Consider the following 21,348-nt stretch of genomic DNA (forward strand, 5'->3'; position numbering starts at 1 on the left):
CGGTGGCGGCGGTGCCGACGACCACACGAACCACGACCCCTACCAACCCCTGTAGGTCGAAGGACTCTCATGAGACTCAAAACCCTGGCGGCTTCGCTTGCCGCAGCGGTCGGTCTGAGCATGATCCAGGCACCACCGGCATCCGCCGCTGAGCCGGATCCCGGCGCCCCCGCCAACAAGATCGCCTCGAGCCTGAAGGACCGCTTCCGCACGTCTGCGGCTTCCGACTTCTGGATCACGTTCGACACCAGAGCCGACCTCGGGCCAGCGAAGAAGATCGCCGACTGGACCGCTCGTGGTCGGTTCGTCTACGACGCGCTGACCGCTGCGGCGAAGGACTCGCTGGCGTCGGTCTCCACCGACCTCGACCGGTCGGGCGTCAAATACATCTCCTACCCGATCGCCAACGCCGTGCTCGTCAAGGGGGGCACCGAGAAGCTCGCCCTCAACGTTGCCTCGAGGGTGCAGGTCGCCGAGATCCACGCGACGCCGCAGGTAGCGCTGGTCGAGCCCGTGGACGAGAAAATCCCCACCGACCAGGCTGCCCGCCCCACCGCGCCGAAGGCCGCCGACGAGGCAGGCACTGTCTCGTGGGGTCTGGAGGCCATCCACGCCCCGCAGGCGTGGGCCATGGGCGCCACGGGTGCGGGCATCACCGTGTCCAACCTCGACTCGGGCGTCCAGTTCGACCACCCCGCGTTGATGCACCAGTACCGCGGCACGAAGCCCGACGGCACCATCGACCACAACTACAACTGGATGGCCACCCGGGGCACGTGCACGGGATCACCGTGCGACGACAACGGACACGGCACGCACACCATGGGCACCATGGTCGGTGACGATGGCACCAACCACGTCGGCGTCGCCCCGGACGCGCAGTGGATCGCGACAAACGGCTGCTGCGACAGCAGCGGTGTCGAGTCGCTGCTGCGGTCCGGCTGGTGGCTGCTCGCCCCGACCGACGTCCAGGGAAACAACCCCGATCCGTCCAAGCGCCCCCACGTCATCAACAACTCGTGGGGGCAAACCGTCGAGCACAGCTTCGACGACTTCTTCCAGGCCATCGACGAGGCCTGGAGCGCCGCGGGCATCTTCAGCGTGTGGTCATCGGGCAACACCACGCCGTACGCGGCCTGCGACACCGTCTCCTCGCCCGGCTCGGCCGCGAGTGCCTACTCCGTCGGCGCCTACTCATCGGACGGCACGCTCGCGTCGTTCTCCCGCAAGGGCGAGGGTGAAGGTGACCGGATCAAGCCTGAGATCTCCGCTCCGGGCGACGCGGTCCGTTCGTCCTACCCGGGCGACAGCTACACCGAGATGTCCGGCACCTCGATGGCGGCGCCCCACGTCGCCGGTGCGGTCGCGGCGCTGTGGAGCTACGACCCGACCCTCATCGGGCAGGTGGAGGAGACCCGCCGCCTGCTCGGCGAGTCGGCCGTGGACGTCGACGACACCGAGTGCGGTGGCACCGCCGAGGTCAACAACAAGTACGGCGAGGGTCGGCTCGACCTCGTCCGCCTGCTCGAGCTCGCGCCCCGCGAGGGTGGCACCCTCACCGGTGTCGTCACCGCCAACGGCGCCCCGGTCCCCGCGGCCGACGTGACGATCAGTGGACCGTTCAGCCGGTCGATCGGAACCGACAAGGACGGCAGGTTCACCACGAACCTCCCGGTCGGCGACTATCAGCTCAGCACCAAGGTCTTCGGCTACCTGACGGCGACCGCCAACGTCACGATCACCCTCGGCCAGGACACCGCGGTCACGCTGCCGCTCACGGCCGCCGCGCGGCACGACATCAGCGGCAGGGTCGTCGACGACAAGAAGCGGCCCGTCCCGAACGCCGACGTCTCCGTCAAGGACACACCGCTGAAGCCGGTACGCACCGATGCCAACGGGGCGTTCACGATCGCCGCTGTCCCCGAGGGCGGGTACACGCTGAACATCAAGCCCAACGCCTGCTTCTCCCCCACCACCGTCGCGCTGACCGTCGGCGCGCAGAACGAGTCGCGCGAGATCCCCGTGGGGCTCGTCGTCGACGAGGGCGGCTACAGCTGCGCCGTCTCCGAGGGCGAGTACCTGCGCGGCACCGACCCGGTCACCTTCAGCAACGGGGTGTGGGCCACGGTGAAGCTGCCGTTCCCGATCGCGCTCTACAACGGCAGCCACGACACCCTCGGCGTCGGCCTGCGCGGCGTGATCTCCCCGGACGGCTCCACCGCACCCGGCTACGGCGGTGCGGGCGCCTTCCCGCTCTACGTCGAGACCCCCGTCGAGTTCGCTCCCGGCGGCGGCGTCTTCACGGCGGCCACCAAGGTCAACGGTGAGGACGCGTTCGTCGTCGAGTACCGCAAGGCCAAGCTCTGGGCGTACCCGACCCGAACGGAGTACACGGAGCCGGTCACCTTCTCGGCCACGCTCACCCGCTCCGGCACGATGATCTTCGGGTACGGCGACGGCGTCGGGACCGACGACCCGGTGACCGCCGGCGCGCACGCCGTCACCGGCATCCAGGGCTGGGCCGGCGTCGACGGCATCCGGTTCTCCGACCACGCCCCGGTGCTGCACGACGGGATGATCGTCACCTACGACATGCCTGACTTCGGGTACCTCGACGCGACAGTCGTCGACAAGAACGACGGGCTGCCGGTGGCCGGGGCCAAAGTCTCCTTCAGCAACAAGAATGGGCTGGTCGAGACCGTCACGACCAACGGGACGGGTGTCGTGCATCGCCAGCTTCCGGTGGGCGACTACACGATGACTGTCGACGCGCCGAACTACACGACCGTGTCGTACCCGTTCTCCCTCGACAAGCTCTACGCCCAGTCGAAGATCGACGCACGTCTGACCACGGGTGTCGCCGGCCTGAAGGCCGACGGCCTTGAGGCGTTGTTGGGCACCGACCAGAGCGGCGTGGGCTCGCTGACGCTCACCAACAACGGCTCCGCCCCACTCACGTACGACCTGGGCGAGGCCGCGCGCCACCCCGAACTTGACGAGGCTGACGCCACCACGCGCACCGGGAAGGGTGCGGCCAGCACGATCGACCTCGCCGCCTGGAAGGCCGGTGCGGGCGGCATGAAGCCGTCGAACGTCGACGGCAAGGCCGCCACGTCGAGCGCCGCGGAGGCGCAGGCGGCCGCCAAGGTCGGCGCTACCTCCGGCGGTGACGTCATCACCCGGATCGCCATCCCGGGCACGATCGCGGAGAAGGAGCCCTCCGGCATCGGGTACGACGGCGACGTCTGGGTCCACGACTACAACGCGCGGACCAACGCCGCCTACACGGTGACGGGCAAGAAGACCGGGAAGGTCTTCGACGCGTCGTGGAACCCCGCGTACCGGGCGTTCGACATGGCGCTCGACACCAGGACCGGTGACATGTGCCAGATGGAGGACAGCCCGGCCAGCTACATCCACTGCTTCAACCGGGAGACCGGGAAGGAGACCCGGCAGATCCAGGGTGACTGGTCCACGCTGCAGCTGACCGGACTCGCCTACAACCCGGCCGAGGACGTGTTCTACGTCGGCGGCCGGAGGAACGGCATGATCGGCACCGTCGCCGGGACGTCGCACGACAACCCGGGTGCGCTGCTGTCCTTCTGCACCCCGCCGCTGCCCGAGGTGATGGGTCTTGCCTACAACCAGGCGTCCGACACCATCTGGTACACCGACCTCACCTCGAACCGGCCCACCCGCCTGCTGCAGGTCGACCCCGACGACTGCTCGCTAGTGAACGCGTGGTGGTTCCCGGGCCAGAAGGCGGGCCAGGGCGGCGGTCTGGAGACCGACTCGACCGGGGCGCTGTGGGCGGCGGACCAGCTCGCCGACGACGTCGTGCTTGTCGACGTCGAGGACGATCTGCTCACCGACCTGCCGTGGCTGTCGCTCTCCTCGACCGGTGGCACCCTCGCCCCGGGTCAGTCGACGACCGTCAAGGTCTCGATCTCCTCGAAGGGCGCCAAGCCCGGAGTGCTCGGCGCGAACATCGTGGTGCGGTCCGACTCCGGACGGCAGTCCAAGACCTACGTTCCGGTGACGCTCACGACCACGAAGTACCAGGTAGGCGTCAACGCCGGCGGCGCGAAGTTCACCGACGGCTCCGGCTACACCTGGCTCGCCGACCAGGCCGTCGGTAAGAAGGCGTGGGGCTATGACGGGAAGACGAAGGTAGCCGCCACGACGGCCGCGATCGCCGGCACGACTGACGACGCCCTGTTCCAGTCGCAGCGGACCACGCCGGACAAGCAGCTGTTCTACCGCTTCCCGGACGCGCCCAAGGGCACCTACGCGATCGACCTCGGGTTCGCCGAGATCGACAAGGTGGCCAAGGGCAAGCGGGTGTTCGACGTCGTCGTGGACGGAACGCTGACGAACTACGCGTACGACACTGCCGCGGCCGTGGGGCCGAACGCGGCCGACTGGCGTACCGCAGTGGTGAAGCACGAGGGCGGTCCGCTGACCGTGGAGTTGCGGGGTTCCAAGGGCCTGAAGGCCCCGAGCATCGCGGCGCTGCGGGTGACGCTCGACCCGCGCGCCAACGCGGTTGAGCCGGATCCCCAGCCCGAGCAGCCGGAGCCCGGTCCCGTGCCGGTGGCTCCCGCCGGTCGCTCGTACTCGATGAAGGTGACCGACGGGCTCTACCGCCAGGGCACCCAGGAGTCCGGGTGGCACGGCGACGAGGAATGCGGCGTGCTGTGGTTCGACTCCGACTACCTCCAACCGTTCTACGACACGGCCTGGGACGGCGTGTGCGTGACGACGAACGGCGGGCTGGTCTTCGATCGCGCCTACGGGTCGGGGAGCAACACGGCACTGCCGTCGCCGTACCCGATCGACGCGATCTATCCGTTCTGGGACGACCTGGTCGTCGACGACGAGGCGGGCATCTACTTCGGCAGGACCGAGGTGGACGGGCTGGCGGCGCAGGTCATCGAGTGGCGCAACGTCGCCTTCTACAGTGACCCGACGGCTCGCGTGACCTTCTCGGTCACCCTGATCGTCGACGGGCGGATCCAGATCGGGTACGGCGACGGCGTCGGTGGCGACAACCCGCTCACCAAGGGCTCGTCGGCGACTGTCGGTCTGGAGAGCCTGACGCGCAACCCCGCCGGCCAGTTCTCCTTCGACCAGCCCGTGCTGAAGGCCGGCCTGGGCCTTGAGTACTCCCTGCCGGCGGCGGGCACGATCGAGGGCACGGTCACCGACAGGAACGACGGCAAGGCGATCGCGGGCGCGATCGTCACGCTCAAGGGGCCCAGCGGTGAGCGGGTCATCACGACGGATGTGAAGGGCCGGTGGAAGGCCCAGGCTCTGGTCGGCGAGAACACCGTGCAGGTCGAGGCGCCGAACTACGTCAGGGTCAGCAACCCCGTCACCATCGCGAAGAAGGACCAGGCCGAGGTGGTCGACACGGCGTTGACCACGGGCATCGCCACCGTCGCCGCAGGTGACCTCGACTGGCTCCTCGACAAGGGCCAGAAGGCGACGGCCGACGTGACAGTCACCAACACCGGTTCCGCCCCGCTCGACGTGCGGGTCAGCGAGCAGAAGCGCACCGGCGACGGCGGGCACGAAGCCGCCGACCTTCCCTGGCTGACCCTGACGGGTCCGGCCGCAACCGGTACGGTCACGCTCGCCGCCGGCACGTCCACCACGGTGACGGTGACGGCCGACAACGCCGGCATCAAGCCCGGTGTACTGGCCGGAGACGTGCTCGTGTCGTCGAACGCCGGCAAGGGCGAGACCCAGCTCAAGCCGGTCCGCCTGGCGACCTCGGCCTACTGGAAGGGCGTCGACGTGGGCGGGTCGGGGTACGTCGATGCCGGTGGCTTCTTCTGGGCGCCCGACCAGGCGCTCGGCTCGCGGCCCTGGGGCTACGTCGGCGGCAAGGCGCATGCCACCAAGGCCAACATCGCCGGTACGGAGGACGACGCGCTGTTCCGCACCCAGCGGACCGGCAAGACGTTCAGCTACGTGTTCAAGAACGCCCCCGCCGGGACGTACCGGATCGGCCTCGACTTCGCGGAGGTCGAGAAGGTCAAGGCCGGCAAGCGTGCCTTCGATGTGCTCGTCGACGGCAAGGTCGTGCTCTACGACCACGACGTGCAGGCGACTGTGGGCGCGCTGACCGCGGACACGAACATGGTCACCGTCGAGCACGCCGGTGGCGATCTGAAGGTCGAGCTTCTCCGCGACAACGGCGAGAGCGACCCGATCCTCAACGCCCTGAAGGTCCAGCAGGACCCGCGCCTCTGAGATAGCCAACCAGTTCGTCAGCAGTGGTCGGAGCCTCCCCGGAAAGGACAGCCGGGGAGGCTCTGACCTGTTTCCGACGAGCAACTCGCCCCGGCCGGTCGGCTGCCGTCCGCGCTACACGGCAGCCCGGAATCCTTACGAACGAGCGCGGATGATCGTCTTCCCGGTGATCCGCTCGGTCGGATTCAGGGCGGCGACGGCGTCGTCGAGGTCCGCGACCCTGCCGATGTTCGTCCGCAGTCGCCCGTCGCGTACCCGTTGGACGATTTCACCCAGTTGGGCGCGATCGGGCGTCACGACGAAATCCACCGCCAGGCCGTCCGCGGGCCGCACCTCGGACGGCCCGACGGCGGAGACCAGAATTCCTCCGGGTCGAATGAGGCCTGCCGACCGCTTCCCGATGTCGCCGCCGATGACATCAAAAACCAGATCGAGTGCACCCACGGCTTCGAGGACGTCGTTCTCGAGGTCGACGAACTCCTGCGCGCCGAAGTCGAGCGCGTTCTGACGGTCCGCAGCGCGACCGGTGCCGATGACGTAGGCGCCGAACTCACGTGCGAGCTGCGTGACCATCGAACCGACTGCGCCGGCCGCGCCGTGCACGAGGACGGTCTGCCCCGCCTGAAGGCGGCCGTGCTCGAACAGTCCCTGCCAGGCGGTCAGACCCGAGATCGGCAGGCTCGCGCCCACCGTGAAGTCGACGTCGCCGGGCAGCGGCGCGAGGTTGCGCGCCTCGACGGCCACATACTCCGCCAGGGTGCCGTCGCGAGTCCAGTCCGTGAGGCCGAACACCCGCCGCCCCACCGACAGTCCCGTCGTGCCGTAACCGAGAGCGCTGACCACTCCGGCCAGCTCGTGCCCGGGAATCGACGGCGTCCGGTCACGGTTGAGGCGATCGGTCCAGGTCGAGGGCCACGCCATCTCGGTCGGAACGAACCCCGAGGCGTGAACCTGAACGACGACGTCGTTGAGGGCCGGTTCCGGCTCAGGCCGCTGGACCAGTGTCATCCCGGCCGTGCCCGCAGCCTCGTCCGTCACCACAATCGCCTTCATCGGGTACCTCCCTGTATCCAGCCCTCGTCCGCACCGGCACGAGGAGCACATGCCCGTTTCCCAGCATTGGCGGCGCCACGCCTCGGCGCCGCGGCACGCCACGCCGATCGGTAGCGGGTGGGACGCGAGGAAGTCGCTGGGACTGGTGGGGGCGTTTGTCGCACTCGACGCCCGAATCTAGCTGCGGTAAAAGTGGTCTGTCAAGTCCACTTTCGGCCCGTGCTCCTGCTGTCGCGGTCCGAGAGAATCCCAGCTCAAGGGGCATCCAAAGGCGGTGACTCGATATGTTTTATGGACCTCGGAGTCCGCACCGAGCGAAGGTCGCGGGAATATCGCCGGCCCGGAGAGTGTCTGCACTTGCGTGTCCAGGTGCGCTCCACCTGGCTCCGCAGCGCGGGGTACGGCGAACACCGCACCCTGTTCACGAGTGACACCACCACCGGCACGACGACAGGCAGGGAGACGACATGAACACCGAAAAGGCAATCCTCGCCGGCGGCTGCTTCTGGGGCATGGAGGAGTTGTTCCGCCGCCAGCCCGGCGTCGTGTCCACGCGCGTCGGCTACAGCGGCGGCGACGTCCCGAACGCCACCTACCGCAACCACGGCACCCACGCGGAGTCCATCGAGGTCGTCTACGACACCGACAAGACCGACTTCCGCGCGCTGCTCGAATTCTTCTTCCAGATCCACGATCCTTCGACGAAGAACCGCCAAGGTAACGACATCGGCGCCAGCTACCGCTCGGCGATCTTCTACAGCAGCGACGAGCAGAAGCGGGTCGCCGAGGACACGATCGCCGACGTCGACGCCTCGGGCCTGTGGCCCGGCAAGGTCGTCACCGAGGTCACCACGGCAGGAGACTTCTGGGAGGCCGAGCCTGAGCACCAGAACTACCTGCAGAGCTACCCCAACGGATACACCTGCCACTTCCCCCGCCCTGGGTGGAAGCTCCCGAAGCGGGCGACGGCCTGACACCTCCGGCGCGCGGACCCCGGGTCCGCGCGCCGGTCCGATCCGGCGGTGGTGACACACCGTTCACCGAGCGGATGGTGCCACGCCCAGCCTGCCCCAACACGTGCATGCGTGACGATATCGAATGGACTTCAAGGTCCCATTCTCCCTCGATTATTCTGGTGCGCTGGATACACTTGACAGGTGAGCGACGAGCAGGTGGCTGCGCCGACAAACAGGCGGAGGATCAGCCAACGGGGCATCGCGACCCGAGAGCGGATCCTCGAGGCGGCGAACCGGCTGATGCTCGTACGCGGAGTGAACGCGACGACCCTCGACGACATTCGCGAGGCAAGTCAGACGAGCAAGTCTCAGCTCTACCACCACTTCGCCGACAAACAGGAACTCGTGCGCGCGCTGGTGAGATATCGGGGCGCGCTTGTCCTCCAGCGCGAGCGTGCGGGGCTCGAACGACTGAGATCGTTCTCAGGGCTGATCCGTTGGCGTAACGCGCTGGTCCAGGCCAACTCGCTGAACAACGGCAGGTACGGGTGTGGCCTCGGGTCGATGGCTCTCGAGTTGTCCGATCAAGATGAGCAGGCTCGATCGTCTCTGTCGGAGACGTTCGCGGCATGGGAAAAGCTGATCAGTGACGGTCTGCACCGGATGCGCGACAGCGGCCTGCTGCGCCAGGATGCCGATCCGGAGAAGTTGGCCACGGGGTTGATGGCCTCCCTGCAGGGCGGCTACCTGCTGGCGAACGCCGCGCACACCGTCGCGCCCATGGAAGTCGCTCTGGACATGGCGCTGGAACACATCAGGTCGTTCCTCGTGCAGCCGCCCGGTCAGCCAACCGCGTGACGTGTCGGCGCAGCTTGAGCCACCACACGTGCCCGGCGCGGACGGTTATGGCAGTGGCCACCAGATTGGACTGTCCAGTCCGTAGTAGCTGGCCTGCGGAGGTATCCGGCCATGGGTTGGCACGCCTGGCCGCCGCCCTCGCTCAGACTGCGGCTCGGGTGTTGCTGGGTTCGCATGGAGCGTGAGGACCGAGTTCGTCGGGCCGCGCTGAGGACAGGTCGCCCGGCAGATCATCGGCGGGCCCGGTCCGCGGCCATCCGTATGGCCCCGCGCCCGCCTCGGCCGCGACGCACCGACGACCCGCATACGAACGCGCCCGGAGGGGCCGGCGGGTCATCCCTGCCGTCCCCTCCGGGGCGAGATCACCGTCCGTACAACTCGAATTCGTGGAGTGAGAACCCGTACGAGGTGGCCCGCTTGACCCCGTACACCCGCACGTAACGGGCGGTGACCGGCGCGAAGGTGGCGTTGTCGACGCCGCCGTTGCCGGTGGTGGTGGCGAACACCGGTGTCCAGGAGTTGCCGTCGCCGGAGACCTCGATCCGGTACGAGGTGCCGTATGCCGCTTCCCAGCGCAGCACCGCCCGACTGACGCTGCGGGCCGCGCCGAGGTCGACCCGGAGCCACTGGTTGTCGTTGTAGCTGCTGGCCCACCGGCTGCCGAGGCTGCCGTCGACCGCCTTGTCCGGAGTGTGGCTGGTCAGAAACTGGGTGCTCGACGCGGTCGCCGGGCGGCCCTGGGCCAGGTTGGTGACGTCGTCGCCGCGGCGCGCCGGGAACGAGACGACCTGCTGGTAGGTGGGGCGGTTCTGCCAGGCGATCAGCGGGTGGGTGATGCCGCCGAGCCCGGACTGGGCGATCGAGTCGGCGCACCACTGGTCGCCGGACCCGCAGGACTTGTCACCGGGGTAGACAGTGGTGGCCGGCACCGCGGCGGCCTGGCCGAGCGTGTCGAGCAGGGCCTGCCGGCACGCGCCGAGGTTGCCGTTGCCGCAGTACGCGCGGCCCAACCCGCCGGCCACCGGGTCGCCGAGCACGGTACGCAGGTCCTTGTCGACGTAGCCCCACCAGCCGTACTGGAACGACGAGCCCTTGTGGGCCTGCCCCTGCAACGCCCAGCTCACGGCACCGTCGCGCCCGCCGTTCTGGCCGCCCGACGGCGCCTCGTTCACCTCGATGGCGTCCACCAGCGCGGCGTAGAGGTCCGACCCGAGGCCGGGGCGGAACTGCGCCGAGGCCAGCAGCGGCCACCAGGCGTCGAAGATCCGGATGGCGTCGGCGTGCTGGTAGATCTTGGAGCCGGGCGACGTCTCCACCCGGCGGGCGCCGGCCTGCTGCCAGGCGCGCAGCTTGCCCACCGCGTCGGCCAGCGCCGGATCCGTGATTGGCGTGCTGTCCAGCACCCGCAGCAGGTCGCCGAGCACCTGTTGGCCGCGCAGGTCGGTCACCGCCGCGTCCGCCATGATCTTGACGACGTCGGCGCGGCCGAGCTTGCGTTGGGCGATCGCGGCGCGCACCGGGCCGTCGAGAAGCTGAGCCCGGTGTACGGAGCCGAAGCTGAAGTTGCCGTCCGCCGCCCCGAAGTCCCGCGCCTGCTTGTTGTTCCAGCTGACGTAGTAGTCCTGGTTGACCGACTGCGGATGCGCCGACGCCGGGGTGTAGGTGGCGTCGTTGGTGTCCGGGTTCCAGCCGGCCCACTCGTACGCCGGTTCGGCCTTCGTGGGCAGGTTCGGGTCGGCGGTGGCCGGGCGGACCGGGTTCGCGCCGGAGTTGACGTACGCCGCCTCGGTCGAGTTGACGTAGAACCAGTTGAACGCGTACCCGACGTCGGCCGCGGAGGCCTGGAAGGCCGCTGCGCTGCCCATTGCGGACGGGTCGTTGTAGGCCTGGAAGCCGATCGCCGAGTCAGCCTCGTGCCGGTAGGTCGAGCGCAGCTTGGTGAACGCGGTCGGCTGCCCGTTCACCAGGCCCCGGTGGGCCACCAGCCCGTACTTGGTGCGCAGCGCGCGCAGCGTGTACGAGCCGGCAGGGGTGGAGTCGGCAAGCGTCGGGGACCAGGAGTTGCGCTGCTCCAGCGCCTCCATGGCGAGGCACTGCCCGTGGTAGAGGTAGCGGTTGGTGCGCAGCGTCGGGGCGCTGCCGTCGGTGGTGCACAGCGGCACCGCGTACGTGTCGGTGAGGTCCTGTGCGGCGGAGGTGGCGCTCCACGCGTAGTCCTGGCCCCGGCCGAGCAGCACGTAGAGGTTGAGCCCGGCGAACGCGGCGCCGCGGGCGCTGATGCCTGGCCCCTGCAATTCCTGGAGCATCAGCAACTGCGGCGCGAAGTAGCCGGTCTGCGGCCCGAACACGGCAACCGGGTTGCCAGTGGTGCTGTGCCGTCCGGAGACCACCACCGCGTTCGACATGCCGTGCGCGCGCAGGTTACTCAGGCCGCCGAGCAGTTCCCTGGTGGCGGTGCTGGCGCCGGTGCGGGCGGCTGCCCCGCCGACGGCGTCGTACGCGAGGGGTTCGGCGACCACGGTGCCGGCGTCGGGGAGCACCGCGCTCGTCGCGCCCGGCGGCGTCGCCCCGTACGGGAAGCTCTGCCCGTCGTGCAGTGTGAGCACGGTCTCCGGGTCGTTCTGCGACCGGAACGCCGCCCACACCCGGTCCCCCTCGGTCGCGCCGTACTTGGCGCGGGCGGCCACCCGGACCAGGGCGGACTGGATCTCGCTGCCGCCGCCCCCGCCGAAGAGGCCACCGATCACGCCGGCGGTGGCGATCAGGTCGGTCATGGTGAAGTGCTTCGGCTTGCCGGCACCGGCAAGCACGTACTCACCCGGGTAGTTGTCCTCGGCGATCGACTTGTCGATGTAGGAGTTGATGCCGGCGATGTAGTCGACCACGTCGGTGTAGAGCTGCTGGCCCCGGACGCCCTTGGTGCGCAGCGCGTCCACCTGGGCCTGCAGGTCCGCCTCGGTGTACGGCGAGTTGGCCCAGACGCTCTGCTCCAGCTCGCGGTTGCCCGGGGCGCCGCCGGCGAACGAGGTGACGTTGCCGCGACCGACGTGCCGCAGCAGGTCCATCACCCAGAGCCGGTCCTGGGCCCCGGCGTAGCCGGCGCCGAACATGGTGCCGGCGCGGGTGGTGCCGGTGACGTGCGGGACGCCGGTGGCCTTGTCCCGCACGATGGTGACGTCCGCGCGCGGCGAGACGGTGCTCTCGACCTGCGCGGCCGGGACGCCGAACGAGGCGTCGTTGTAGAAGTGGGCGATCTGCTCGTCGGTCAGCCCGGCGTAGTTGTAGACCAGGTTCGCGTACTCGTCGAGCTGGTCGCTGGAGTGCGCCGGTCGGGTGCCGAGCGCCTGGTGCGCCAGGATGGCGACGAGCGTGGCGTTGCCGTTCTGCCCCGGGGGCAGGATGTCGGCGCACTGGCCGAGGCAGTAGTCGTTGGCGGCGAACGTGCTGGCGGCCAGCGCCGGTGACGGTGGGATCACCGTCAGGACGCTCGCGGTCAGGGCGGCGGCGGTGAACGCCGCGAGCCGGTTACGGACAGCGGGACGGGGCATGGCGATCCTCCGGGGACGCGGAGTCGGGCCGTTCGGTCACGCCCGGCTGCCGGTGCCGACGTCTCGCCCTCCGCGCCCGGGCGCGCTCCGGGAGGTGAGAGTGACTCACATCTATCTCCGGGCAATGATCGACGCAGGATCCCCGTCCGGGATACCCGTCGTTCACCACGCGCCAATGCCGACGTTTCGCCGTCTTTCGCCATCGGGAGCAGGATCACGACGCCCGGTCCGCAGCGGATGAGCGCGCATGGCGTCGGGCGTGAATCAGTGTCGGACCGCGCCCTCGATGGTGGCGTCTTCCTGCGGACGGAGTGCGGTCAGAAGGTTGTCGAGTTGGCCCCAGGCCCGCGCGCTGGCGACGTGGTCAATGTAGTCCCGGGACTCGATGATGAGCCCGTCGCGGATACGCATCACGAAGACGCATGGCACCACGAATGCCTCACCCGTCTCGGCGACCCGCCCCTGATAGGCAAACTCGGCGACGATCACCTCAGGGTCCGCAGTCTCATGAATCGTCACGTCGACCGGCCTGCGGTTCAGCGTCCGGACGACCGGAGGCGGCGCGGTGAAATGCTCGTGCAGTTCGCTGCGGCTACGCAGCGGCGGCGGGTTGAGCGGGTGGAACGGATGCGTGACATGGGTTCGCTCGGCGTACAGATCGGCCAGGTCCTCGTACGGACCGTCGCAGACACCGTTCACCAGTCGGAGGAACGTCTCGCGTGGGCTGCTCATGGTGCGCCCCCTTCGAATCGGTAGATGTCACCTGGGGCACGCCGGGGACCGGGTCCGATGATGGCCGCCACCCCATCGACGGCACCCTACCGACCCCAGCCTCGATCCGACCGCCCCGAAGCGCCCACCACACCCACAATCATGCTTTTCACGCGACGCTGCCTCAGACGGACCGCTGCGCGGTGTCGCCGCTGCGGAGGCGGTCCAACTCGGCGAGGTACATCGCCTGCAAGCGGTCGTAGTGCCGGACCAGCAGCAGGACCTCCTCGGCGCTGTAGCCCTCGATGAGCCTCTCCGCCCGCTCGGCGAACGGCTCGTACGGCCGCCTCAGCTCGGCGGTCCGCTCCGGCCGTAGGGCGACGATCACCCGCCGCCGGTCCGCCGGATCGCGCTCGGCCGTCACGTAGCCCGCCTGCTGGAGCCGGCGGAGCATGCTGGTCACCGCACCGGTGGTGAGGTTGGTCCGCTCGGCGACCTGCCCGGCGGTGGCGGAGCCGACGTCCGCCAGGTGGTCCAGGCACTCCAGGTCGCTCACGGTGAGGCCCAGCCGCTCGGCGATGGCGTACCGGAACACCATGGACAGCCGCGACGTCTCCCGCCCGGCGCGCATGAGGTCGGCGATCGCGGACGCACGGGCCGGCTCGTGGGACATGCCCGCAATCATGCCTCCGGCACGGTGACCCTGTGCAGCCGAGGTAACACGCGGGTCAGCACCCAGTGCGGTGCGGCCGCGCCGCCGGTGAGCCGGCGCATCAGCCCGGCGGCGGTGTCGACGGCACGGAACGCGTAGGGCACCATCTCGTCCTGGTAGCTGACGATCGCCTCCTCCACCGGCGTGCCGCTCGCCCGGGCCTCGACCAACCGGTGGCCGAGCAGTGCGGCGTCGCGGAGCGCGGTGTTGCCGCCGTGAGCGCCGAACGGCGGCATGACGTGCACGGCGTCGCCCATCATCGTCGCCCGGGGCAGCGCCCACCGGCGCGGGCGCCGGCCGGCGGCGAAGAGGTTGAGCACCGTGGCGTCCAGCTCGGCCGTGTCGACCAGCCGCCGGATGAGCGGGTGGAAGTCCGTACTCATCCGGGCAGCCAGTCTCCACAGTGCCCGCAGGTCCCCGCGGGCGCTGCTGGGCACCTCCTCCTGCCGGAGCAGCAGTCCCCACATGACGTAGTCGTCGCCGGTGGGCGCATAGCTGCCCGGGGCCAGGCGCGCGAACGCCTCCGGCGGGCTCTCGCCGAACCGCATGGAGGTGAAGAAGAAGGCGCGGCCCGGCTGGTCGGCGATGGCCAGAACCCCGCTGGTACGCAGCGCGTCCGGGATGACGCTCGCACCGTTGCGCCGCAGGGGCGAGCGGCCGTAGATGCCCGCCATCGGGGTGTTCGCCGGATCCGCGTCCGGCATGAGCTGCGCGCGCAGCGCCGAGCCGACGCCGTCCGCGCCCACGACGACGCTTGCCGATGCGGCCCCGCCGTCGGAGAAGCGCAGCCGCAGTCGTGCCGGGCCGCCGCTGTCCACCGCGACGGCGTCCTTGCCGTAGTGGATGCGGCCGTCCAGCCCCGACTGCAGGATCGAGCGCAGGGTCAGCCGGTCGACCTGGCGGGTCGCGTGCGGCTCGTCCTTGAAGGTGATGGTGAATGCGTCCCGCAGCCGGCTGTCGGTGAAGCGGAGGTGCCCGCCGGGCTCGTCGCCGGTGGTCAGCGCCAGGTTGTACAGCGAGCGGGGCAGGCTCTCGCGCAGCGCCTCCAGCCCGTACCGGTCGAGGATGATCCGGTAGCCCTGCCGCCGGACGAAGGGGCCGGGGTCCCGCTCGTACACGTGCACGTCGATGCCGGCGCGCATCAGGTGCTGGGCGAGGCAGAGGCCGGAGAGGCCGGCGCCGGCGATCGCCACCGAGAAGTCAGTCGATATGCCCACGCAGTTATCTTAATGACTAAGATGATTTGGGCAAGGCCGCCGACGGCTAGTCGAGAGCGTCGCGGGTGCGTGCCGCGATGCGGATGGTGGTGCCCGCGGGTCCGCTGTCGACATGGAGGTAGTCGGCCATTCGCCCGACCACCCAGAGGCCCATTCCCCCCGTGTCGGACAGGGGCGGTCGCTCGGCGCGCGGAACGTAATGAGCAGTGTTGAAGCCCCGCCCCTGGTCACTGACTTCGCAGGTGAGTTGACCGCCCAGGAGCAGGCGCAGGTCACCTCTGCCGCCACCGTGCCGAATCACATTGATCATCAGTTCGTTGACAGCGGTGACCCAGTTCTCGACCTCGTCGTGGTCGAGGCCGCACTGGCGACTGACGGCCTCGACCTCGTGTCGGACACGGGTCAGGTCCGCGAGGGTGAACGACGACGAGAACAGGGGCGTCGCGGCGGTAGGGGCATGCCGGTCGAGCGGTGGGTCCCCCACTGCTTCCCCTCCCTGTGGAACGCGGAGCCGGTGACCTTACCGGTGGCACGAGGGACGATAGCTCTCCGGAACGTGTTCACCGGACGAGCAATGCATCGATGTGACATGGGAAGGTACCCCACGTCGGCGGCGCGACACTGTTGATCTCGCTGCTGGCATGCTATCGGCGGCGCGCCGGCGTCTAGGCTTCCTGGGTGGCCGATGCCGAGCTGGTGACGAATGAGGAGCGGCTGCGTCGCATCGGGGCGATAACCGACGCCGCTCTGTCGGGGCTGAACGTCGCCGAGTTGCTCGACGAGCTACTTGAACGGGTCCGGGACCTGCTCAAGGTCGATACCGCCACCATCCTGCTGCTGGACGACCACACCGGCGAACTCGTCGCGACAGCGGCCAAGGGCCTGGAGGCGGAGGTACGCCGCGGTTTCCGCATCCGGGTCGGACGAGGCTTCGCCGGGCGAGTGGCGGCGACACGCGCGCCGGTCACGATCCACGACGTTACTCCCGACGACGTGGTCAGTCCCATCCTGCTCGCCACCGGCATCCGTGCCCTGCTGGGCGTGCCCATGCTCGTCAACGGCAACCTCGTCGGCGTACTACACGTCGGCTCCCTGGCCCTGCGGCGGTTCGGTCCCGACGATGTCCAGCTGCTGCAGCTCGTTGCCGATCGCGCCAGCCTCGCAGGTCAGGTCCGAGCGCAGGTCCTCGACCGGCAGGCAGCGCTGGCCCTGCAACACAGTCTGCTACCGGGCCGACTACCGGACATCCCCGGGCTGGAACTGGCCGCCCGGTACGTACCGGGCCACGACCTGGGCATCGGCGGCGACTGGTACGACGTGTTCGCGTTGCCCTCGGGCTGGCTGGGCGCCGTCATCGGCGACGTCTCGGGCCACGGCCTGCCGTCCGCCGTGGTCATGGGACGCATCCGCAGCGCGCTACGCGCCTACGCCCTCGATTCTGACGATCCGGCCCAGGCGCTGACCTCCCTCGACCGCAAGGTCCACCACTTCGAAGCGGGCACCCTCACCACCGCCGTCTATGCCCTCATCGCACCCGACCGCGCGACGGTGCACCTCTCCTCCGCCGGCCATCTGCCACCGCTACTGGCTGTCCCCGGCCAAGCCACCCAGCTCGTCAACCTGACGGTGGACCGGCCACTCGGCGTGGGTCGACCACTGGCCAGTCGCCGGACCACCGTCCTGGACCTGCCGCCGGGCGCGGCGCTCGTCTTCTACACCGACGGACTGATCGAACGCCGCAGCGAACTGATCGACACCGGAATCGAGCGACTCGCCGACGCGGTGCGGTCTGGGCCAGCCGAGGCGTTGTGCGACCACATCATGGCCACCACCGCGGAGGAGCGCCCCAACGACGACATCGCCCTGCTGGTCATCCGCCGCGAACTCGGGCGCCCAACGAGCGACTGAGCTGTGACACCTCCACCTTTCGGCTAGGTTTCTGGTGACCTTTCGTCTACCCTCTGCTCAGGCGGTTGGCACCGGATAGGCCGAGCGCAGCCAGTGCGACGTGGAGGAACCACCATGACCATCACCACTGACCGGCCCGCGCCGACGAAGACCCGCACCGAGGAGGCCTCGGCCGACTCGACCGCCACCAGGTTGCTGCTCGCGATGGCGGCGATGCCCGCCGGTCACCCGTCGCGGGCCGCGCTGCGCGACCAGGCGATCGAGGCGTGGCTGCCGCTGGCAAACCACCTCGCCCGACGCTACAGCGGTCGCGGCGAACCCACCGGGGACCTGACACAGACCGCGGCGTTGGGCCTGATCAAGGCAGTGGACAAGTTCGACCCGTCGCGCGGGGTCGATTTCGCCGGCTACGCGATCCCCACCATCGTCGGGGAACTCAAGCGCCATTTCCGGGACCGCACCTGGGACATCCGGGTGCCCCGTCGTCTCCAGGAGATGCGCCTGGCGATCTCGGACGCCAACAGCGCCCTGCTGCAGACACTGGGCCGCTCACCTACCGTCGCCGACATCGCCGCGCACCTCAAGCTCACCGAGGAAGAAGTCCTCGAAGGCCTCGAAGGCGCCCGCGCGTACAACGCCGTATCCCTGTCCACCCCCGTCGGCGACGGCGAACGCGGCACCGAACTGGGCGAGATGCTGGGCGGCGACGACGCCGAGTTCGCCAAGGCCGAGCTGCGGGTGGCCCTCGGCCCCGCGCTGGCCACGCTCGACGAGCGGGAGCAGAAGATCCTCACCCTGCGCTTCTACGGCAACCAGACCCAGAGCGAGATCGCCGACCAGATCGGTGTCTCGCAGATGCACGTATCGCGCCTGCTGGCCCGCGCGCTCGTCAAGCTACGGGCGCAGCTGGCCGGCGCCTACTGATCCGCCACCCACGGCACGATCCGGCTACCCGCCGGGTCAGTCGAGGCGGAAGCTCGCCAGCGCTAGTCGTTGGAAGGGCTCGTTCTCGTTCCACTGGCTGTCCTGGGTGATCCAGGACAGGCTGTAAGCGCGGGTCCTGCTCTCGTTGACCAGCAGCCGGCGGGCGTGCAGCCGCGCACCCGCGGGCTGGTCACAGGTGTACTCCCACTCCGCTGCGCCACCCGGGCGGATGACCGGCCCGATGCTGATCTTCTGGTAGCCGGCCAGCGCACCGGTGGTCAGCACGTCGCGCTCCGCGGCCTCCCACCGCTTCGACGGTACGGAGGACGCCTCGGCGGCGGGGTCGACGGCGATGGCCCGCACTTCGGCGGGGTCGCGGAAGCACACAAGTGCGCCCTCGGTGTGCCGAGTCCACCCCACGGGCACCGCCACCAGAAAGCCGGCGAAGTCCTGGTGCCACGCCCATCCGTCCGGCAGGGCGTACGGCAGCGGCACACCGGGCTCCTGCAGAGGCTCGGCCTCGCTGGAGGCGTCATCGTCCAGGCAGGGGTGGGCCGGCGGTGTCACCGCCGTCGACTCCACCGCGCCGGCCGCCGCGCCGCCCGGCTCGACCATCGGAGGGCTTTCCCCGCCACGCAAGCCGCCGATCACGGCGCCGGTTGCGGTGACGACGACGGCCGCGACCGCCAACAGGCCCACCACGGCGCCAGCGAACGCCCAGCCGGTCGTCCGGTCACGAGCGGCCGACGCCCTGACCGGTATGACCGTGGTGTCGATGCCGTCCTGCCCAACCGGGAAGAGCGAGGTGACGGCGGCTGCGGGCCGGCCACGGCGGGTGGCGAGCCCGCGCCGCCAGCCGCGCGGTCGGAGCACCGGCACGGGCTCGATGGGTACGGTCGTGGTGGCCACCTGTTCCAGGTGGTCGCGGGCCTCCTGGGCGGACAGGCGTTGGCGGGGGTTGCGCAGCAGGAGACCGGTGATCGCGGGTTCGAGCGGCAGCACGCTCATCCGGTCGGGCGCCTCGGTGGCGAGGGCAGCGAGGGTGGCCAGCGTCGAGGGCCGCTGCCACGGGGGGCGGCCCTCCGCTGCCAGGTAGAGCGTCGCGCCGAGGGCCCACAGGTCGCTGGCGGGAGTGGCCCGACCGTCGCGGGCGCGTTCCGGTGCGACGTACTGGACCGTCGACAGGGTCGGCGCGGTGACGGTCGCCGGGCTGCGGCTGTCGAAGATCGACAGGCCGAACCCACCGAGCATGACCCGGCCGTCGTCAGCGAGCAGCACGTTCTGCGGGCTCAGTTCCCCGTGCACGACTCCGGTCGCATGGGCGGCGCTCAGTGCGGCGAGCACGTGCAGGCCGATCCGCGCCACCTCGGCGGATGCGAGCGGGCCGCCGGCGGCGACCACCTCGGACAGGGACCGGGAGGACACGTGCTCCATCACCAGCCACAGGTGGCCGTCGGCGCTCAACACATCCCACATCCCCACGACGCCGGGATGATCGAGCCCGGCCAGTCCACGAACCTCGTCGAGGGTGCGCTCCCGCAACCGGGACCGTTCGGCGTCGCTCGCCCAACCTGGTAGGGCGATCTGTTTGAGCGCGACGTGCCGGTCGAGCACCTCGTCGCGTGCCAGCCAGACGCGTCCGGGGGCGGCGGTGTCCCCGATCAGCAGGAGCCTGCGGTACCGGCCGGCGAGCAACTCGTCATCCATGTGAGTGATTCGGAGCGGTTCGCCGTCCGGATGGGTGAGGTGACCAGAAGCACCAGGGTCAGGCAGCGGCCGGGCCGGCCGCCGATGTGACGGCGGCCGGCCCGGCTCAGCTCAGCGCGACCGTCCCCACGATCCGCGTGGGGGTGGCGGAGCCGCCGACGGGCTCGTTGGACACCCCGAACGTGCCCGCCTCGCCGACCGGGCCGATGACAGTGGTCGACGCCCTGTCCCCCTCGGCGAGCTGCCCCACCTTGCGGGGCTCGCTGCCCCGGATGAGCCACAACTCGTAGATCCGCCCGGGACCGGGCGCGGGCAGGTCGCGCAGCAGCACCACACCGCGGTCGCGGTCGCGGGAGACCACGATGGTGGCGGCACCGCCGGGTTGCAGCGACCGCTCGAACACCCGGGCGTCCGGGGCGTCCAGGACGGCGGCGATCTGCCGGGCCTGGTCGCTGCTGGCCTGTTCGTCGCTGATCCGATCGTTGCTGACGGTCCAGGTGACCGCGCTGGCGCCGCCGGCAACGAGGATGGCTGCGGCGGCGGCCACGGTGAGCTGTCGCCATTTGCCCGCCTGTCGTTTGTCGCTGGCACCCACTGTGTTGACGCGCAGCTGCGGGGTCCGGGCCGCCTGGGCCAGGGTCCGCTCCCGTAGCTCCGGGGGTGCGGCCTCGACCGCGGTCTCGTCGGCGAGCCGAGCGGCCGTCTCCCGCAGCTCGGCCACCTCCAGGCGGCACGGCTCGCAGTCGGCCAGGTGCCGCTCGAATGCCGCACCCTCCAGCTCGTCGACCGCGTTCAGGGCGTACGCGCCGGCGAGGGTGTGAATGTCGGCGCTCATGCCCGCCCCTCCATCTCGATGCCCAGGCAGTCGCGCATCCGGATCAGTCCGTCGCGCATCCGCGTCTTCACCGTCGGCAGCGGTGTCTGCAACTTTTCGGCGACCTCACGGTAGGTGTGACCGCCGTAGTAGGCCAGGGTCACCGACTCCCGCTGCACCGGCGTCAGCCGGCCCAGGCACCGACGCACCTGCTCCCGCTCCAACCGGGCTGTGACATCCTCGACGACCTCGTCGTACGGGACGTGCGACTCGGTCGCGGCGACCTGCAGGGCGCGGTTGGTATGGGCCTGCTCGGAGCGCACCCGGTCCACAGCCCGGCGATGCGCCATGGTCAGGATCCACGCCGAGGCCGACCCGCGACCGGCGTCGTAGCGGCCGGCGGTGCGCCACACCTCGACCATCACCTCCTGCGTCACCTCCTCCGCCTGCGCCGGGTCGCGCACGACGCGGCGGGTCAGCCCGAGGACCCGGCCCACCATGGTGTCGTACAGCGCCGCGAACGCCGCCTCGTCACCGCGCCCCATCCGCGAGAGCAGCTCGTCGGCGGTCGGCTGGCTCGCGGTGTCCTTCGGCACCGCGCGCAACCGTCGCGCCTGTTCCGGTTCACCGCTCATGGCAGGTCCTTGTCTGTGCGGGCGACGCGTCGACGCGCCACCGGAGG

At 70.0% G+C, this 21,348-nt stretch carries 14 protein-coding genes; 5 read left to right on the plus strand and 9 right to left on the minus strand.

Annotated features, from left to right (window positions below; translation table 11 throughout):
- Positions 1–69 precede the first annotated feature (69 nt).
- On the plus strand, positions 70–6,258 hold the full coding sequence (locus ACQP0U_RS20390; RefSeq protein ID WP_433309344.1) for a S8 family serine peptidase: 6,189 nt from the start codon (positions 70–72) through the stop codon (positions 6,256–6,258).
- Positions 6,259–6,393: 135 nt separating this feature from the next.
- Here ACQP0U_RS20390 and ACQP0U_RS20395 read toward each other — a convergent pair whose 3' ends face one another.
- Positions 6,394–7,311 carry an NADP-dependent oxidoreductase gene (locus ACQP0U_RS20395; protein ID WP_433309346.1) on the minus strand — a complete coding sequence of 306 codons (918 nt, stop codon included), beginning with the start codon at positions 7,309–7,311 and terminating at the stop codon, positions 6,394–6,396.
- A 467-nt stretch (positions 7,312–7,778) separates the two neighbouring features.
- Between ACQP0U_RS20395 and msrA the strand changes: the two genes are divergently transcribed.
- Together msrA and ACQP0U_RS20405 are read left to right on the plus strand one after the other, a co-directional pair.
- Complete coding sequence (msrA, locus tag ACQP0U_RS20400; RefSeq protein ID WP_433309348.1) at positions 7,779–8,285, plus strand: peptide-methionine (S)-S-oxide reductase MsrA; 507 nt, start codon at positions 7,779–7,781, stop codon at positions 8,283–8,285.
- A gap of 183 nt (positions 8,286–8,468) precedes the next feature.
- The gene (locus tag ACQP0U_RS20405) at positions 8,469–9,125 is read left to right on the plus strand and encodes a TetR/AcrR family transcriptional regulator (RefSeq protein ID WP_433309350.1); all 657 of its coding nucleotides are present in this window, start codon (positions 8,469–8,471) and stop codon (positions 9,123–9,125) included.
- Between the two features lie 362 nt (positions 9,126–9,487).
- Here the strand turns inward: ACQP0U_RS20405 and ACQP0U_RS20410 are convergent, their stop codons facing one another.
- The 5 genes from ACQP0U_RS20410 to ACQP0U_RS20430 all read right to left on the minus strand — a co-directional run bounded on the left by ACQP0U_RS20410 (position 9,488) and on the right by ACQP0U_RS20430 (position 15,797).
- Positions 9,488–12,673 (minus strand): penicillin acylase family protein, encoded by a 3,186-nt coding sequence (locus ACQP0U_RS20410; protein WP_433309352.1) that lies wholly within the window; start codon positions 12,671–12,673, stop codon positions 9,488–9,490.
- A gap of 264 nt (positions 12,674–12,937) precedes the next feature.
- Positions 12,938–13,372 (minus strand): nuclear transport factor 2 family protein, encoded by a 435-nt coding sequence (locus ACQP0U_RS20415; RefSeq protein WP_433309354.1) that lies wholly within the window; start codon positions 13,370–13,372, stop codon positions 12,938–12,940.
- A gap of 196 nt (positions 13,373–13,568) precedes the next feature.
- Complete coding sequence (locus ACQP0U_RS20420) at positions 13,569–14,057, minus strand: MarR family winged helix-turn-helix transcriptional regulator (RefSeq protein WP_433309356.1); 489 nt, start codon at positions 14,055–14,057, stop codon at positions 13,569–13,571.
- 8 nt (positions 14,058–14,065) lie between these two features.
- Positions 14,066–15,313, minus strand: a complete 1,248-nt coding sequence (locus tag ACQP0U_RS20425; RefSeq protein ID WP_433309358.1) for an FAD-dependent oxidoreductase — start codon at positions 15,311–15,313, stop codon at positions 14,066–14,068.
- 46 nt (positions 15,314–15,359) lie between these two features.
- The gene (locus ACQP0U_RS20430) at positions 15,360–15,797 is read right to left on the minus strand and encodes an ATP-binding protein (protein ID WP_433309360.1); all 438 of its coding nucleotides are present in this window, start codon (positions 15,795–15,797) and stop codon (positions 15,360–15,362) included.
- 194 nt (positions 15,798–15,991) lie between these two features.
- On the opposite strand from ACQP0U_RS20430, the gene ACQP0U_RS20435 reads away from it, so the two are divergent.
- Positions 15,992–17,221 carry a PP2C family protein-serine/threonine phosphatase gene (locus tag ACQP0U_RS20435; protein ID WP_433309361.1) on the plus strand — a complete coding sequence of 410 codons (1,230 nt, stop codon included), beginning with the start codon at positions 15,992–15,994 and terminating at the stop codon, positions 17,219–17,221.
- A 204-nt stretch (positions 17,222–17,425) separates the two neighbouring features.
- A complete protein-coding gene (locus tag ACQP0U_RS20440) occupies positions 17,426–18,145 on the plus strand; it encodes a SigB/SigF/SigG family RNA polymerase sigma factor (RefSeq protein ID WP_433320977.1) in 720 nt (239 codons plus the stop codon).
- A 36-nt stretch (positions 18,146–18,181) separates the two neighbouring features.
- Here the strand turns inward: ACQP0U_RS20440 and ACQP0U_RS20445 are convergent, their stop codons facing one another.
- The 3 genes from ACQP0U_RS20445 to sigK all read right to left on the minus strand — a co-directional run bounded on the left by ACQP0U_RS20445 (position 18,182) and on the right by sigK (position 21,301).
- Positions 18,182–19,852, minus strand: a complete 1,671-nt coding sequence (locus tag ACQP0U_RS20445) for a protein kinase domain-containing protein (protein WP_433309363.1) — start codon at positions 19,850–19,852, stop codon at positions 18,182–18,184.
- Between the two features lie 106 nt (positions 19,853–19,958).
- A complete protein-coding gene (locus tag ACQP0U_RS20450; protein ID WP_433309364.1) occupies positions 19,959–20,687 on the minus strand; it encodes an anti-sigma factor in 729 nt (242 codons plus the stop codon).
- Entirely contained in the window at positions 20,684–21,301 is a 618-nt protein-coding gene (sigK, locus tag ACQP0U_RS20455; protein WP_433309366.1) for an ECF RNA polymerase sigma factor SigK, read from the minus strand. Before sigK ends, ACQP0U_RS20450 begins: the two co-directional genes overlap by 4 nt.
- Positions 21,302–21,348 lie beyond the last annotated feature (47 nt).

It is taken from the genome of Micromonospora sp. CA-269861, assembly GCF_050948505.1.
Taxonomy (GTDB): Bacteria; Actinomycetota; Actinomycetes; order Mycobacteriales; family Micromonosporaceae; genus Micromonospora.

Excerpts from the sequence above, each read along its gene's own strand:
- ACQP0U_RS20390 (WP_433309344.1), top strand. The coding sequence starts at position 70 with ATGAGACTCAAAACCCTGGCGGCTTCGCTTGCCGCAGCGGTCGGTCTG.
- ACQP0U_RS20395 (WP_433309346.1), bottom strand. The coding sequence starts at position 7,311 with ATGAAGGCGATTGTGGTGACGGACGAGGCTGCGGGCACGGCCGGGATG.
- ACQP0U_RS20450 (WP_433309364.1), bottom strand. The coding sequence starts at position 20,687 with ATGAGCGCCGACATTCACACCCTCGCCGGCGCGTACGCCCTGAACGCG.
- msrA (WP_433309348.1), top strand. The coding sequence starts at position 7,779 with ATGAACACCGAAAAGGCAATCCTCGCCGGCGGCTGCTTCTGGGGCATG.
- ACQP0U_RS20410 (WP_433309352.1), bottom strand. The coding sequence starts at position 12,673 with ATGCCCCGTCCCGCTGTCCGTAACCGGCTCGCGGCGTTCACCGCCGCC.
- ACQP0U_RS20440 (WP_433320977.1), top strand. The coding sequence starts at position 17,426 with ATGGCGGCGATGCCCGCCGGTCACCCGTCGCGGGCCGCGCTGCGCGAC.
- sigK (WP_433309366.1), bottom strand. The coding sequence starts at position 21,301 with ATGAGCGGTGAACCGGAACAGGCGCGACGGTTGCGCGCGGTGCCGAAG.
- ACQP0U_RS20445 (WP_433309363.1), bottom strand. The coding sequence starts at position 19,852 with ATGGATGACGAGTTGCTCGCCGGCCGGTACCGCAGGCTCCTGCTGATC.
- ACQP0U_RS20420 (WP_433309356.1), bottom strand. The coding sequence starts at position 14,057 with ATGTCCCACGAGCCGGCCCGTGCGTCCGCGATCGCCGACCTCATGCGC.